The 16,140-nt window shown below is 40.3% G+C and carries 8 protein-coding genes; all 8 read right to left on the reverse strand.

Translation table 11 applies throughout. From position 1 onward, the window contains the following. Positions 1-227: 227 nt before the first annotated feature. The 8 genes from BMY70_RS11630 to BMY70_RS11665 all read right to left on the reverse strand — a co-directional run bounded on the left by BMY70_RS11630 (position 228) and on the right by BMY70_RS11665 (position 16,134). On the reverse strand, positions 228-521 hold the full coding sequence (locus BMY70_RS11630; RefSeq protein ID WP_090335330.1) for a hypothetical protein: 294 nt from the start codon (positions 519-521) through the stop codon (positions 228-230). A gap of 23 nt (positions 522-544) precedes the next feature. Further along, positions 545-2,917, reverse strand: a complete 2,373-nt coding sequence (locus tag BMY70_RS11635) for an ABC transporter permease (protein ID WP_177197005.1) — start codon at positions 2,915-2,917, stop codon at positions 545-547. 14 nt (positions 2,918-2,931) lie between these two features. Continuing rightward, a complete protein-coding gene (locus BMY70_RS11640) occupies positions 2,932-5,346 on the reverse strand; it encodes an ABC transporter permease (protein ID WP_090335332.1) in 2,415 nt (804 codons plus the stop codon). A gap of 12 nt (positions 5,347-5,358) precedes the next feature. Then, a complete protein-coding gene (locus BMY70_RS11645; protein ID WP_090335333.1) occupies positions 5,359-5,952 on the reverse strand; it encodes a hypothetical protein in 594 nt (197 codons plus the stop codon). A 12-nt stretch (positions 5,953-5,964) separates the two neighbouring features. Continuing rightward, positions 5,965-8,346, reverse strand: coding sequence for an ABC transporter permease (locus BMY70_RS11650; RefSeq protein WP_090335334.1), 2,382 nt, complete (start codon positions 8,344-8,346; stop codon positions 5,965-5,967). Positions 8,347-8,655: 309 nt separating this feature from the next. After that, complete coding sequence (locus BMY70_RS11655) at positions 8,656-11,040, reverse strand: ABC transporter permease (RefSeq protein WP_090335335.1); 2,385 nt, start codon at positions 11,038-11,040, stop codon at positions 8,656-8,658. Positions 11,041-11,232: 192 nt separating this feature from the next. Continuing rightward, positions 11,233-13,641, reverse strand: a complete 2,409-nt coding sequence (locus BMY70_RS11660) for an ABC transporter permease (protein WP_090335336.1) — start codon at positions 13,639-13,641, stop codon at positions 11,233-11,235. Between the two features lie 132 nt (positions 13,642-13,773). Next, positions 13,774-16,134, reverse strand: coding sequence for an ABC transporter permease (locus BMY70_RS11665; protein WP_090335337.1), 2,361 nt, complete (start codon positions 16,132-16,134; stop codon positions 13,774-13,776). Positions 16,135-16,140 lie beyond the last annotated feature (6 nt).

Genomic DNA, 16,140 nt, shown 5'->3' on the forward strand with positions numbered 1-16,140 from the left:
TGATCTTTTATAGTCAGGAATAGACATTTATTGTCAGAGATTTTCATTTTTTTGCCTGGGGCAGTCACTGCCATCCAGAAAAATTTGGAGATACGGCAAAACTTTACAGCTTGCATAAGAAGCTGTAACTAGTATCTGCAAATAAAAAGTGATCAGGAATGTCTGCTTACGACAAGCAACTCCTGACCACTTCCTGACAAAAAATGACACCCTTCTTACAATTCCCTTCAGGCCATTGCCCTGCTATGCTGCAAAAATCGCCTGCTTTCTTTTTTTACAAAGGTGATAGGAACATATTCGTCGTTTGGAGCACCGATGTAGTATACAGCCCAGTCAGGATCCTGGTGAGCCAGCATTTCGCTTATGCAATCAGCACGGTGACCGGCTGGATTAGAACAATTGTCCCAATAAAACAGCTCTACACGATAATGAAGCTGCTCTTTTAAACCATTAACCGTTACCTCAATTTCGATCTCATGTCTTCCTGGAATAGTTGGGATCGGTATAGCTATATGACTCATATAATTGGATGTTTAAATTGTTTTTAGTCTGCTTTAAGTGATTTTACAGGATTCACAAGTGCCGCCCTGACAGATTGAAAACTGACAGTCAGGAAAGTTATCAGCAAGATTATAATTCCGGCTGCGGCAAAAATCCACCATTCGATATCAATCCTGTATGCAAAGTCCTGTAACCAGTTATCCATCGCATACCAGGCGACAGGCGTAGCAATCAGGATCGAAATAAAGACGAGTTTGAAGAAGTCTTTGGAAATTAGGGATACCACGCCGGCGACGCTCGCCCCCAAAACTTTCCTTATACCGATCTCTTTTGTTCTTGTCTCCGCGGTAAATGTCACCAATCCGAACAAACCCATGCAGGCGATAAAAATGGCGAATGAGGTGAATACCGTAAACATCCTGGACATCCTTATCTCAGTTTTGAATGTTTCATTAAATGCGTCATCCAGAAAAAAGTATTCAAAAGGTTTGTCGGCGGCGTACTTTTTATAAATATTTTCGATAGACTCGATTTTATCTCTGACATTAGATTTCGCATCCATTTTGGCAAAAAGAACAGCAGACGATTGGGGTGCGGCCAACAAATTCGTGGTATCACTTATTATAAAAAGCCCGGTCGCTTTCACTTCCTCCTGCACATTTGTGAAATGAAAATCTTTCAAAATACCGGCAATTTTTCTGTTAAAAACTTTTTGTCCGATTGGATTCCCTTTTAATCCAAGCTCTTTCACTGCCACCTCATTTAACAAAACCGCTTCTCCGTTTTTCCATGAAACACCTTCCGGTTTCGTCTTCCAGGCCAGGCCAAAAGTCTTGATAAAGTTTGGGTCAACTTCTGAATAAACAACACTAATGTCTTTTTGCGTGTCAGCGTTTTTCTCAAAAAACATATTGTATCCCTTGAACAGGCCGGTATTAGAAATAGCCACTTCTTCAACGCCTGTCAAAGATTCAATTTCATTCTTTAAAGAAAAATAGTTTTTACCGATCGATCCGCTAACTGTAATCCCAAGAATCTGATCTTTGTTAAACCCCAGTTTTTTATTTTGCATGAAGCTTAATTGCTTTTGAACAATAAAGCTGCATACGATCAGTGCGATCGAAACTGAAAATTGGAAAACCATAAAGAATTTTCGAAGAGAGCTACCTCTTTGCTGACTTGTAAACCTTCCTTTTAAGACCTCTGTGGGCGCAAAACCTGACAAGACTAATGCTGGATAGCTCCCGGAAATAAACGCACAAAGCAGAAGCACGACTGCCAGTGTTCCTAAAAAAGGAAGAGAGATGAGGAACGATGCATCAATTTTCAGGTTTAATAAATCATAAAACGGCTGACGCATCAATTCTGTTAAAACAAATGAAAGCAGAAAAGCGAGACAACAAACAAGAATGGATTCGGTATAAAACTGCTTAACCAAACTGCTTTTCCCTGCACCAGCTACTTTCCTAACACCCACTTCTTTCGCCCGGAGTGTCGAACGAGCCGTAGTCAGGTTCATATAATTGAAAAGGGCAAGACACAATATCAAAGCAGCGATACCGGCAAAAATATTGATCAACTTTACATTTCCGGCATTTGTAAAATCATTTTCGAGATGGATTTTCGAGAATTTTTCGAGAGAGTAAACCGACTGTTTGTCAAAAGCTCCTGTTTTATTTCCGGCGGTGACAATATTTTTTTCAACAAGCGGAACTGATTTTTCAGAGTCCAGCAAAAGAAATGTATTAAAAGCTCCTGCCTGTTCCCACATGGATCTTTGATTTTCACCCATTTGAGGAATTGTGTTAATCGAAGCGACGAAATCAAAATTTATCGTGGAGTTTGACGGCGGATTTTCTGCTACGCCGGTGATCTCAAACAGGTGCTTACCTTCATAAAGCAAAGTTTTTCCAATCGGATTTATGTCACCAAAATATTTGACAGCGGCCCGCTCGGAAATTACCATCGTATAAGGTTTCGTCAAAAAACTGGTTCCATTTTGCGATTTGAAACGGAAGGAAAAAACCTTAAAAAATGCGTCATCCGCAAAAATAAAATTCTGTTCAAAAAACAGGTTGGCCGGCTTTTCAGGATCTTTGATCGTGACCTTATTATATGCAGTTCTTACCCTGACAAAATCTTCTACCTGCGGAGTAGCCTCTTTTAACAAAGGTGCCAGTTTTGCATTGAAATTAATCGTTTGCATTTGCCGACCGTCCATATTCATTTTGGCAAGAATCCGGTAGATTCTGTCCCCGTTCTTGTGAAACTTGTCAAAACTATATTCGTGGACAACAAACATTAATATCAGCATTGATACGGCCATACCAATGGCGAGCCCGACAATATTAATGAATGAATAATCTTTACGTTTCCAAAGATTCCTTAATGCGATTTTGATATAGTTTTTAAACATCTGGCATATCTGAATTACTCTGATTTTAAAGATTTTACCGGATTCATCAGCGCCGCTCTTATGGATTGAAAGCTCACGGTTGCCAAAGCAATAAGGACAGCGAAACAGCCAACGAGAATGAAAATCCATCCGCTTATTTCGATCCGGTAGGTGTAATTATCAAGCCATTTCTGCATGAGAAACCAGGCTAAGGGAGTGGCAATAATTATTGATAAAATCACCATTTTGACAAAATCTTCTGACAAGGTGTACACGATACTTCGGATACTGGCACCCAGAACCTTACGCACACCAATTTCCTTTGTCCGTTGTTCAATTACCATCAGCGCAACGGCGAACAATCCGAGACACGACAATAGTATAGCAACACCCGACGCAAGGCTGAAGACCTGTGAGAGTCTGTCTTCTTCTTTATACCAGGCGTCGGTATTTTCGTCCATATATGTAGCTATGAAATCCGCCTGCGGAGCAACTTCTTTCCAAACAGCCTGCAACTTATCCATTGACCCAACCAGACTTTGCGGACTTACTCGGACAAAAATATAATTAATCGGCTCCGAATGAGAAAGATGCAAAGTGATCGGTTTTTGATCTGCTTTTAAAGAATAGATGTGAAAATCTGGAACAAGGCCGATAATCTGGTATTTGACACCTGCGGTATCAGTCTGAAAATACTTACCTACCGGATCTTTTTCACCAATCATTTTGGCCATGGTTTCGGTAATGATCACGCGGTCCAGAGAATCTGTCGGATAGGCCGGATCAAATTCTCGGCCATCAAGTAATTTAATCCCCAACGTTTTTACAAATCCATAGTCGACGGAAACCCAGTCGGATGATATCTCTTTGTCTTTAAATGTAAACCCAATGACACTTCGGGATGTGCTGTGATCTTTTCCAACACCCAGATTAACCGCGCTCCCGGAAATTTCAAGGATCGACGGATCGCTATCCAGTGTGTTTCGCATACGTCGTAAAACCTGCTGACCATCAACTTTATTACCAACGGGAATACTGATAACCTGTTCCTTATCAAAGCCAACGGGTTGATTCCGTAAGAAATCAACTTGTTGCAAAGCGATAATGGTACAGCAAATCAAAAGACTTGATAAGGTAAACTGTGTTACGATTAAAGAATTACGAAGAATCCCAGGGCGTTTAAGCGTAATTTTTCCTTTCAAAACTTCGACTGCATTAAACTTGGACATCTGCCAGGCCGGATAGCCGCCGGCAATGAATGTTACGAGTAAAAAGAGGCCGATGATCAATGCCATAGTATCCGGCTGGAAAACGTACTCCAACGTCAACTTCGATCTGAACGTGGCATTAAACTGTGGTAAGAGTGAATAAGCAAGTAAAAGTCCGACGATAAAACCAACAAAACAAATCATCGAAGTCTCACCCCAGATTTGAACAAAAAGTTGTTTTTTCAGCGCACCGAGTGACTTACGCACACCAACTTCCCGGGCTCTTGTGAAAGAACGGGCAACACTTAAATTGATGAAATTGATGCAGGCAATAAGTAAAATGAAACTGGCTATACCCATCAGTGCATATATCAGTATTGAAGAAGATGCTCCTCCGGAAATGTCTTTGTTAAAATGGAAATTTTTAAGCTTCTGAAGTCGGATCGCAAAAATATCACCGCGTTCATCCGGTTTTGCACCTTGTTTTTTTAGTGTCGTGATATTATCTGCAAAGTATTTGGCGGAGAACGATTTCAATCTTTTTTCAAAAGAAACCTGATCTGCATTGGGTTTCAATTTCAAATAAACCTGGTGAGACATTGCATCCCACTGATCCTTGCCTCGTTGGTAACCCTCATTATTTTCTATACGAATAAAAGCGTCATATTGGATTGTCGAATTGCCCGGAAAATCTTGGACAACACCGCTTACAATATACTGCTTCCCTCCGCCGGAACCCAGCTGAATCTGTTTCCCCATCGGATCTTCATTTCCGAAAACAGCCTTCGCCATATTTTGACTGATCACGATATTGCTCAGTTCGTTAAGCGCAGCTTCTGAATTACCTTTTAATAAAGGAAACGTAAATATTTTAAGAAAATCAGGATCCGTAAACATGACCTGTTTGTCAAAATATTTCCCATTGTACTCAACCAGACTGCTTCCGTTCATCAAACGGGCCGCCGCCTCCACTTCCGGATATTCTGCTTTCAGCGCGGGGGTTAACGGCATCGGCATAGAGCCGCCTCTTTCTTCTTTTTCAGGCTTATTGGCAAAAATATAGGTCTGAAAAATCCGGTCGCCATCCTTGTGAAAATCGTCGAAGGAAAGTTGAAAATAAGCAGTCAGGAAAAGAAATGTACTGATACAAAAAGCCACAGCTAACCCAACAATATTGATGGAAGCGTATCCTTTGCTTTTCCAGAGATTCCTGAAAGCGATTTTAAAGTAATTATTGATCATGGTTAGACGCGCTTATTGGATTATTGTCAAACCCAGCTCTTTTTCTGTCTCTTCAATGATGTGCATGCGCTCACTCTCAGTCTTATTTTTGGCATTGATGGTGCGCTCATATTCATATTCTTCACCATCTTTCTCATATTTATACCGCATAAATAATTCGCCGCATTCGGAATTATATTTGACCTCTTTCGAAAAAGATTGTATCTCTGCCGGGCGACGGTTTTCATATTGATCAACCATATTCTCCTCGTCCGAACCGTCTGATAAAACCTGAGCTTCCGGCACTGCGGCAGGTTTCGGTGCTCTTACAGGTCTAGCCGCTTTGGGAGCCCTGGCAGCTTTGGGAATTGTTGGTTGTTCCGGCATTTCTGAGACTGATCGATCAATTGAGTCCAGCATGTTATCTTTAAAAACCAGCCTCGCTATTTTATCCAGCGAAGAAAGATCGAATGTGTGATCAAAATCGAAGTCTTCTCCGTCGACATTTCCGCTAACGTGAATAGAAAGTGCCTTTCCGTCATTTGTAATGCATTTTTGAATTGTTTTTGATTGTCCGAATGCAACGGAATTTCCGACAGCCAGAAGGAGAATTATATATTTTTTCATGGACTTAATTATTTATTCAGATTTTAGAGATTTTACCGGATCCATCATCGCCGCTCTGATACTTTGGAAACCGACCGTAAGTATGGTGAGCAACAGTGCAAAAGCACCAACCAGCGCAAAAACGTACCATTCCAGATCCACATGATACTGGTAACTTTGAAGAAAACCTTTGATAAAACGGTAAGCAAGCGGAATCCCGACTATAATCGCGATCAGCACGAGAATAATAAAATCACGGGACAACAGCAAGGCGATCCCACTTACGCTTGCACCAAGGACTTTACGAATCCCGACCTCTTTAAAACGTTGGTTTGCAGCCAGCGTTATAAGTCCGAAAATGCCCGCGAGTGCAATAACAATGGAAAGAATTGTTACGAAATTTACCATTTTCCATATCCCGTCCAGATCGTTATACTGCCTGCTTAATTCTTCGGATAAATAAAAAAACCTGAAAGGTTTTTTAGCCGGGATTTTCCGCATTTTTGATTCCAAAGCCGCCAGCACCGAAGCTGCATTTTTACTATTATCAAATTTAATTGTCAGATAACTGTTCAATGCTGTTTTTCCTTCATACCAATGTATAAGCGGTTCGATCTTTTCCTTCAATTCCTGATAATTAAAATCCTTCATCACGCCTACAATCGTGTATACTTTTTGATTGCTTTTCGGGCGGAGACGTTTCCCGACCGCTGTTTTCCAGCCAAGTGCCTTCATGGCTGACTCATTAATCACGACGGGATTATTATCTCCATTTTTGTCAAGTTCCTCGGAAAAATCCCGACCCTCCAGCATTTTAATGTTGTACGTTTTGGTGTATGACGAACTGGTTCCAGCCTGCCGAAACCTGATTTCTTTATCAGGCTCAGATTCAGAAAAGTAGACATTATAGTTATTCCAGTATTTTGTAGGGACCACACCTGAGGTAGCTAAACTTTTAACATGAGGGTCTTGCTTTAAATCGTCAAGAATACCAGTAAACTCTCCCACTGCCGCATTCTCATCTTTATATTGCAAATCTGACTGGACAACAACGATATTATCTTTATCAAATCCCAGGTGAGCATCCCGCATATAACTGATCTGCATGCGCACACTGATAGCACCCAAAATCAAAATGATCGTGAGCGCAAATTGGATTACAATGAGGCTTTCCCTCGTCCAGCTTCTCGATTCTGTTTTCCTCGTTAATTTCCCTTTGATTGTATCTCTGATGTCTAGTTTGTTCAGGTACGTCGCCGGATAAGTACCAGCTATAAATGCAATAATTCCAATGATCAGCAACAGCGTAAGAATAGTAATTTTGTCCTGCTCCCAATTTAGCATCAGCTGCATGCGGCCCTGACGAAATTCGTTGAACTGAGGTATAAGATAAACTATTGCAAAGAATACTGACATGGCCAGCGCTGCCACAAGAACAATCCCTGATTCAATCCAGAATTGGATTAAGATCTGTCGTAAGTTTGAACCGGTAACTTTTCTGACGGCAATTTCCTTTGCACGGGTGAAAGCAATTGCTGTGTTTAAGTTGACAAGATTAATACTGATAATCAACAGAATGAATCCTGCAATAGTCATTGCACCGTAAATCATATTCTTGAAAAACGGATTCTGGTAATGGATAAAATCCCTTATCGGAGCGATACGAATTTTGCGCTCCTTTGCACCCTCTGCGAAATGAGTTTTAACAAATCCCGGAAATTGAGCTTCAAGTTTATTGACATCTGTGCCCTTGTCAAGTTTTAGATAAACAGTTGCAAAGGTGTTATACCAGTCAGCGTTTTCCCGAAAATTTTTATCAGATTCCAGATTTGTAATGGGCATCAGCACCTCAAACTGGATCGAAGAATTGGCAGGCAAATTATCCAGTACTCCTGTCACTGTAAAGTTCAAAGTATCATTTACCGTAACAATTTGTCCCACCGGATTTTCGTCACCAAATAAAGCAAGGGCTATATCGCTGTTTATGAGAATCGATTGTCTGTTTTTTAAGGCATTTGCAGCGTTTCCATATTTCAGTTTAAAAGAAAAAATATCAAAAAAGGTACTGTCAACGTATTTCGTACTTCCCTGAATATCCTTTCCGTTGTGGTGAATCCATGCATTTCCCCATCCCTGAACGTGGGTTCCTTTCTCAATCTCAGGATAAGTTTTTAATAATTGCTCTAAAACTGGATAAACAGTCTGGTTATAACGGCTTTCCTTGTCTTCCGTCTGGACAAAATAAATCTGATCGCTCTGCTGATGAAATATATCGAAAGTCAATCCTCTTTGAATAAATAAAATCAGTACAACCGCACTTGCCAATCCGAGCGAGAGGCCAAGAAGATTAATCCCGGTAAACAGCCGGTTTTTCCAAAGTGAACGAAAAGCAATTTTGATGTAATTTTTAAACATGATCAGAGCTTTTCAAAGGGTTAACGGTTAACTTGGTGTCACGATTTTTTAAAACCGGGATTTGTCCAAATATTTAATATTAAATTATTATACCATTAGCTTATATTCACTATAAAATACTGAAAATAAGACACTTATACTATTTAAAAAACAAACAAGGTGTCCGAAATCGGACACCTTGTTCATTAGCGTACTAAAAAAATATTTCAACCCCTTCAAATATGACACTAACTAAATCCATACTGCTTAGCTGTTTTCTCAAAAGAACCTATTCTAAAAGAAGTTAAAATCTTTATCTTATTAAGAAGATTACTCAGACTTCAAACTCTTCACCGGATCCATCATCGCCGTTTTTATACTCTGAAATCCAACAGTCAGAATAGCTATTGCGATTGCAAGAAGCGCCGATAAGGCAAAATACCACCACGACATATCGATCCGATAGGGGAAATTCTGCAGCCAGCTTTTTACGGCATAATATGAAATTGGCAGGGCAAACACGATTGCGACCAGGATCAGTTTAACAAAATCCAGAGACAGTAAAGCTGTTATACTTGCAACGGAAGCTCCCAAAACTTTTCGGATGCCAATTTCTTTTACGCGCGTTTCTGCATTAAAAGTTGCCAAACCAAACAAGCCGATGCAAGAAACAAAAATCGATAAAATAGCAGCAAGTGTGATCATTTCCTTCCACTTGGCCTCAGTTTCGTATCGTTTCAAATTTGCCGCATCTTCAAATTTATACTCAAACGGCGCGAGAGGAACGTATTTTCTGAATATCTTTTCGACTTTCTTTATTGTTTCAGGAATATCAGTTTCGTTAATTTTAACATAAACAGTACCCAGACCATAGTTCGGATCTTGTGTCAGAAGAAGTGGTTTTATTTGTTCTTTTAAAGAAGCAAAGTGATAATCCCGGATAACACCGATCACTTTGCAGGTTCGATTTTTCCATTCAAAATTGATACTCTTCCCGATCGGGTCTTTCCAACCGGCTTCTTTTACAAAAGACTCATTCACAATCACCGATTGGACAGGATCAGAACCATAGCTTTTCGAAAAATTTCGTCCTTTTAAAACTGGAATTTCCAGAACGTTTAAAAATTCATCATCAACACCGATGTAGCCAAAACCGATTTCGCCTTTATCAATTTTGGCTCCGGTTCCGTTGTAATTTCCATTAAACGCTGCGACTGTGTTGATACCGGGCGTACCGTACAGTTCGTGCTTCACAGCTTCTAAAATCTCCTTTCTGTTCTCTCCTCTCCCCACACTAAAACTCATCAGGTTTCTATCATTATAACCCAAATCTTTATTCGTCAAATATTCGAATTGTGAATAAATAACGAGCGTTCCGATGACCAGACAAACGGACAATGTAAACTGAAAAATGACCAGACCTCTCGTTAGATAATTCTTCTGAGTCAGCTTCGATCGATTATATAAAGTGTGTATAGGGCTGAAACCTGAAAGTACGAGTGCCGGATAAAATCCCGCGATCAGACCGGTCAGCAGGAAAAGCCCGAAATAACCCGACACAAGTTTTAGATCCAGCAAATATGAAATAGCCAATTGTTTGTTTGCCAAATCATTAAAAGTTGGCAAAACGAACTGAGTTAATAAAATGGCAAACGAAAAAGCGATAAGTGACAGCAAAAAAGATTCCCCTAAAAATTGGAAAATCAATTGCTTGCGCTGGCTTCCGACAACTTTTCTAATACCGATTTCCCTGGAACGTTTCAACGATCTGGCGACGGTTAGATTCACGAAGTTGATGCAGGCAATCAGAAGAATAAAAATTGCAATTCCCGAAAGTACATAGGAATAAATCGGACTGCTTCCGTGATCAAGACCGTTTCTCAAATCACCTGATTCTTTGTCAAGATGGATACTCAAAAATGGCTGCAGACCGAAGCTAATTCTTTGTTTAAAATGCTTAATCTTGCTTATTTCCTCCGCTGATTTGGTTTTGAAAACCTGGTTCATTTTTGGAATAACGGTTGCCGGATTCGATTTTGGATTTAATAAAACGAAAGTGTTCATATAAAACCCAAGCCATTCCTTATCCGTCCATCCTCTTGACTCCTGAAACTTGAAGGAGATTACCGATTCAAATTGAACGGATGAATTTTGCGGACAATTTTTCGCCACACCTGAAACGATGAACGGCTCAAACTCTTTATCAATTTTCAGGTTCAATATCTTTCCAACTGCATCGGTGGTCTTGAAATATTTCTTCGCGACATTTTCCGAAATGACAATAGACTGAACATCAGACAATACCGTTTCAGGATCACCTGATATCATCGGCAGAGAAAACACGGTAAAGAAATTCGGATCAGCAAACAGAATATTTTCATTCAAGAAATCACTCCCTTTTTTACTGACAAAAGAGCTGCTCTGCGTACGAACCACTTCTTCGATTTCAGGAATTTCCTCTTTGAAAGCCGGGCCATGAATGGCGTTGGTACTGCCAATAGTCCTTGTCTCATTTTCGTCCGAAAGCGTCGCCTGGATTCTGTAAAGCTGGTCTTTATTTTTTTGAAAGCGGTCAAAACTAATTTCGTCCTTTGTATACAGAACGATCAGCATGCAGCAGGTCAGGCCGAGCGATAACCCGGCGATGTTAATGACCGAGAAAGCCTTGTTCCGCGTAAGGTTTCGAAGCGCGATCTTTAGGTAGTTTTTTAACATGGAGAAATAGCTGTTAGCAGTTAGATTTTAGCGGTCAGGTCCGTGCAAGTCTTTTGATAGCGAGGTAACGGTTGGCGGGGATTGTTCCTGTTTCAGAAACTGATGATACCAAACTCAAAAAACGCAAAACCCCCGCACCATCCAAAACTGAAAAGCTAACCGTTAACCCCTAACAGCTAGCAAAAATGCCAACTATTCGCTGCGCAGCGACTTTACCGGGTTTTTCAAAGCTGCTTTTATCGACTGGAAACTTACTGTGATCAGTGCTATAGCGACGGCCAGAACGCCCGTCATACCAAAAACCCATACGGGAATATCGATCCGGTATGCATAATCTTCAAGCCATTTATTCATCGCAAACCAAGCAAGCGGCACGGCGATAATGAAGGCAACAAGCACCAATTTCACGAAATCCATCGACAGTAAATTGACAATCTGAGAAACACTTGCACCCAATACTTTTCTGACACCGATTTCTTTAACTCTTTGTTCGACAGAGAATGATGCAAGGCCGAACAAGCCTAAACAGGAAATGAAAATGGCAAGGCCTGCCAGGATTCCCACGATTTCACTTACGGTATTATCGGCGCGGTATAATTCTTCAAAATGTTCATCCAGGAATTCGTATTCGAAATCATCGTTCGGAGCAATTTCCTTCCAGGTAGACTGGATATCGGCAATCGCTTCTTTGACTTTGCTACTATTCACTTTTATAGACATTTCGCCAAATCCCCAATCTTTATTATTGAAAATACAAAGCGTTTCTATTTTATGATGGAGTGAATTAAAATTAAAATCCTTTGCAACACCAATCAAAACACCAGCAGAATCCATTCCTCCAAAACCGAAGTTTTTGCCGATAAGAAAATCAAGCGATTTTCCAGGCGTTTCTTTCAACAATTCTTTGGCCAATGTCTCATTTACTATGTATGCTTTCCCATTGTCCGAGTCACCTTCTTTAGAAAAGTTACGGCCAGCGACCAATGGGATTTTATACAAAGTCAGATAGTCACGGTCGACAACAACCTGTGACGAAGCCATCTCCCGAACCGGACCTTCACCATGGAATTTCACTCCTGTCTGGTGCATGTTATTGCCTAATTTTTGTCGGGAAGCTGTAACGCCAACGATGTTTGATTTCGATAGCAATGCATCTTTCAAGGCCTGATAATTTTTATTTCCTTCCATACCCAACGGAATGGTAATCACCTGATCCCGGTCAAAACCTATGTTCGCTTTCTGCATAAAGTTAAGCTGACGAACTGTAAGAACTGTTGCTATCATAAGAAATATAGCTCCTGCAAATTGTCCTACAACCAATATATTCCGGAACGACATTTTCTTACCAGCCGTTTGAATTGTGCCTTTTAAAACTGTCGCTGCGTTGAAGGAAGAAAGATAAGCAGCAGGATATAAACCGGAAATAAGGCCGACAACGATCGCTCCGCAAACTAACGAAAGCAGTAAGGCCGGCTGAGTAAAAATAGAGAATTCCAGTTTCCTTTGACTCAATTCATTCACGTAAGGAAGTAATAGAAAGACAAATGGAAGGGCTATCAGCAATGCAAAAAAACTCAGCATCACCGACTCACCAAGAAATTGCATTCCCAATTGAAAACGCCCGGATCCGCTAGCTTTTCTGATACCAATTTCTTTCGCCCTCCCTGCCGAACGTGCCGTCGAAAGATTCATAAAATTGATACAGGCGATAAGCAGTACGATTAGCGCGATGATTGAGAAAACATAGGTATAATTCTTATCAAATTTCTGATAATTCTGGTAATCATGCGTGATGCTTGTTGAATTGGAATGAACTTCATTAAGCGGTTGCAGGAATAATTCATAGAACTTCCATCCGCCTTCCTTCATGTTTCTTTTCAAAAAGTCGGGGAAGCGCTTTTCCAAAGAAGCGACGTCAGCATTTTTTGATAATTCCAGATAGGTCACCATCCAGTTCCCACCCCAATTGTTCATTAGGTCAGGTTTAGCAAAAGTGCTTAATGAAAATAATCCATCAAACTGCAAATGTGAAGTTTTGGGGACGTTGGCCAGAATACCTGTGACCACAAATGTGATTGTATCGCCTCCATAAACGGTAATATCTTTACCAATCGCGTCTTCGTTCCCAAAGATCTTTACTGCATTTTCTTCTGTTAAAACAACGCTGTTAGGTTTTTGCAATACCAGATTTTTATCTCCTTTCAACAATTGAAAATCAAACATTTGCAAAAAGGTAGAGTCAACATAATAACCGGAATTTAAAATAAGTCGCTTGTCGTTATACCACACCTTGACTTTGCCGAGCGTGCTGATCCGGGCAAAATTTAAAATTTCAGGATAATCTTTTTTTAGTGTTGGCCCCATGGGATACATGGACAAAGCGACTTTTTGCGGCGCAACCATGCCTTCGAATTTCTGAACTTCATCCAACCTGTAAATATTTTTGCTATGAATACCATCGAAGCTTTTTTCATAAAAAACAAAAAGCATAATGATGATACAAGCCGTTATCCCCGTAGCCAGGCCGAGAATATTTAGCAGAGAATAACCCTTATGTTTCCAAAGGTTTCTCCATGCGATTTTCAGGTAGTTTTTAATCATGGTTGCAAGAGTTATGCTTTTAGCGATTAGGCGTAAGTGGTAACAAGCTTGTCGCAAAAAATAAGAATAAAAGGTTTTTATAGTTTTTATGCTAATTGCCAAAAGCTTACAGCTAATAGCCAGAAGCTACATCTATTCACTCTTCAAACATTCCAGCGGATTAATATTTGCTGCCTTCACTGCCTGCATTCCCACCGTCAGCCATGCAATTACGATTGCAGCAAAACCGGCTCCGAAGAAATACCAGATTTGCAGATGAATATGCAACGCGAAACTGTCGAGCCAATAATCTGTGATAAAATAACTTACAGGTAAGGCGATTAAAATAGCGGCGAAAACAAGTTTGGTTAAATCGCCCGATAAAAGATAAACAATACTTAAAACACTGGAACCCAATACCTTCCTTATCCCAATTTCTTTTAGCCGACGTTCTGCGGTAAAGGCTGCCAATCCGAATAAACCAAGGCATGATATCAGAATTGCCAAACCTGCAAAATATTTTGAAAGGGAGGCTACTCTTTGCTCGGCGGCATATTGCGCCTGATATTCCAAATCCAGGAATTTGTAATCAAGGGAAAACCCGGGATTATATTTTTTGTAAAGATGCTCCATTGAAGCAAGAACAGGTTTCTCTTTTCCGGCTGCTATTTTTACCATGATAATATAAGTATCATCTTGCGCCAAACGGAAAAACAGAGGTTTTACATTTTCATGAAGCGATTCAAAATGGAAGTCTTTGGCAACGCCAATAATCTGCATGTCGCCCCCCCAAAGTTTGACCGTTTTCCCAACAGGATCTTTTAATCCCATGAATTTTACAGCAGCCTCGTTAAATATAATCTTGGAACTGTCAGCGCTGAAATCTTTTGAAAACATACGACCTTCTTTCAGTTGTATTCCCAGAGTCTGCATCATTTCATAATTTACGCCGACATGTTCAAACTCCGTTTTGTCATCTTCCGATTTACCTTCCCACCAGATTCCAAAAGTGCCGGAATTATGCCCCGTCATATCATGACCGATACTGGATGCATTTACAATTCCCGGTTCATTTCTTAGTTCAGATAGAAACGTTTCCATCTTCGAATCGTCTCCCATTTTCCCCTCTCTGGCAAAATAGACAATGTTGTCTTTATCATATCCAAGATTTTCAGATTGGACAAATTCAACCTGTTTGTATACAACCACTACCGAAACGATCAGAATTATAGAGATCGTAAATTGAAAGACAACGAGACCTTTTCTTGCCCAAACCTCACCCACCGAAACATTTAATTTACCTTTTAAAACAGAGATCGGATTAAAACCGGAAAGATATAATGCAGGGTAACTACCTGACAGTAAGCCCGTAAAAATCACCACTCCAAGAAGCGTGAAAATAAGTGTAGGATCATATTGAAGTATCAGAACCTTGCCGGTTATTTCATTAAATTGAGGTAAAAACAATAAAACGATTAAAACAGACAGAAACAGAGAAAGGAAAGTCATCAGCATGGATTCGCCCAGGTATTGATAAATCAGGGTTTCCCTGTATGCGCCGATCGCTTTTTTGATACCAACCTCCTTAATTCTGCCAGAAGCTTTGGCAGTGGATAAATTCATAAAATTGATGCAAGCGATCACTAAAATGAACACTGCAATAATTGAAAATAACCGGACATATTCTATTCTGCCACCAGCGGGTAAGCCGTTTTCATATTTTCCATGCAGATATCCGCTCGAAAAAGGACGCACAAACAGCGTTCGGTGTGTGCCTTCGCCATTGGTTTTGATTTTAACCAGATTGGCAATTTTTTTATTGAACTGGCTAACATCGGTCCCGCTTTTTAACAACACAAAAGTATCAGGACCAGAATTTCCCCAATGGACGCTGTTCGGATATTTATCCTGATACAGTTCATAAGAAACAACAAAATCGAATTGTTCGGAAGAATTCTTAGGAGTACCTTTAAATACGCCCGAAACGGTAAATTGCTTTTCATGCTCAAAACCAACAGATTTCCCAATAACATTTTGCGTGGTATGAAAAAGATTCTGAGCCAGCTTTTCAGAAATGACAATGGAATTTTTATCACTTAAAACCTGGTCTGCGTCGCCCTGTTCGAGACCATAGGAATACATATTAAAAATATCCTTTCCCGCATACCGTCCCTTACTTCTAAAATCGTTGGTTCCTTCCGATAAAGTCGCCACAAATTGCTTCGACGATATAGCATATTCAACCTCAGGTATGTCGCTTTTCAGCGTTTCAGCCAAAGATCCCGACGTCGACTGCGCAGTCAGAATACCCTGGGCCTGTACGCGATTTTCCATAACCTGAAAAAGCTGACTGTCTTTTTCGTGGAATTTGTCAATATTTAATTCATCATTGACCCAAAGGTATATCAGCAACGAACAGGCCAGTCCGGCGGAAAGTCCTGTTAAATTGATAAAAAAAACACTTTTGAACCGTTTGAAATTCCGGTATATGACAAGAAGGTTATGTCTGAACATTGTTCA

Origin of the sequence: Dyadobacter koreensis (assembly GCF_900108855.1) — a bacterium.
Classification (GTDB): Bacteria; Bacteroidota; Bacteroidia; order Cytophagales; family Spirosomataceae; genus Dyadobacter; species Dyadobacter koreensis.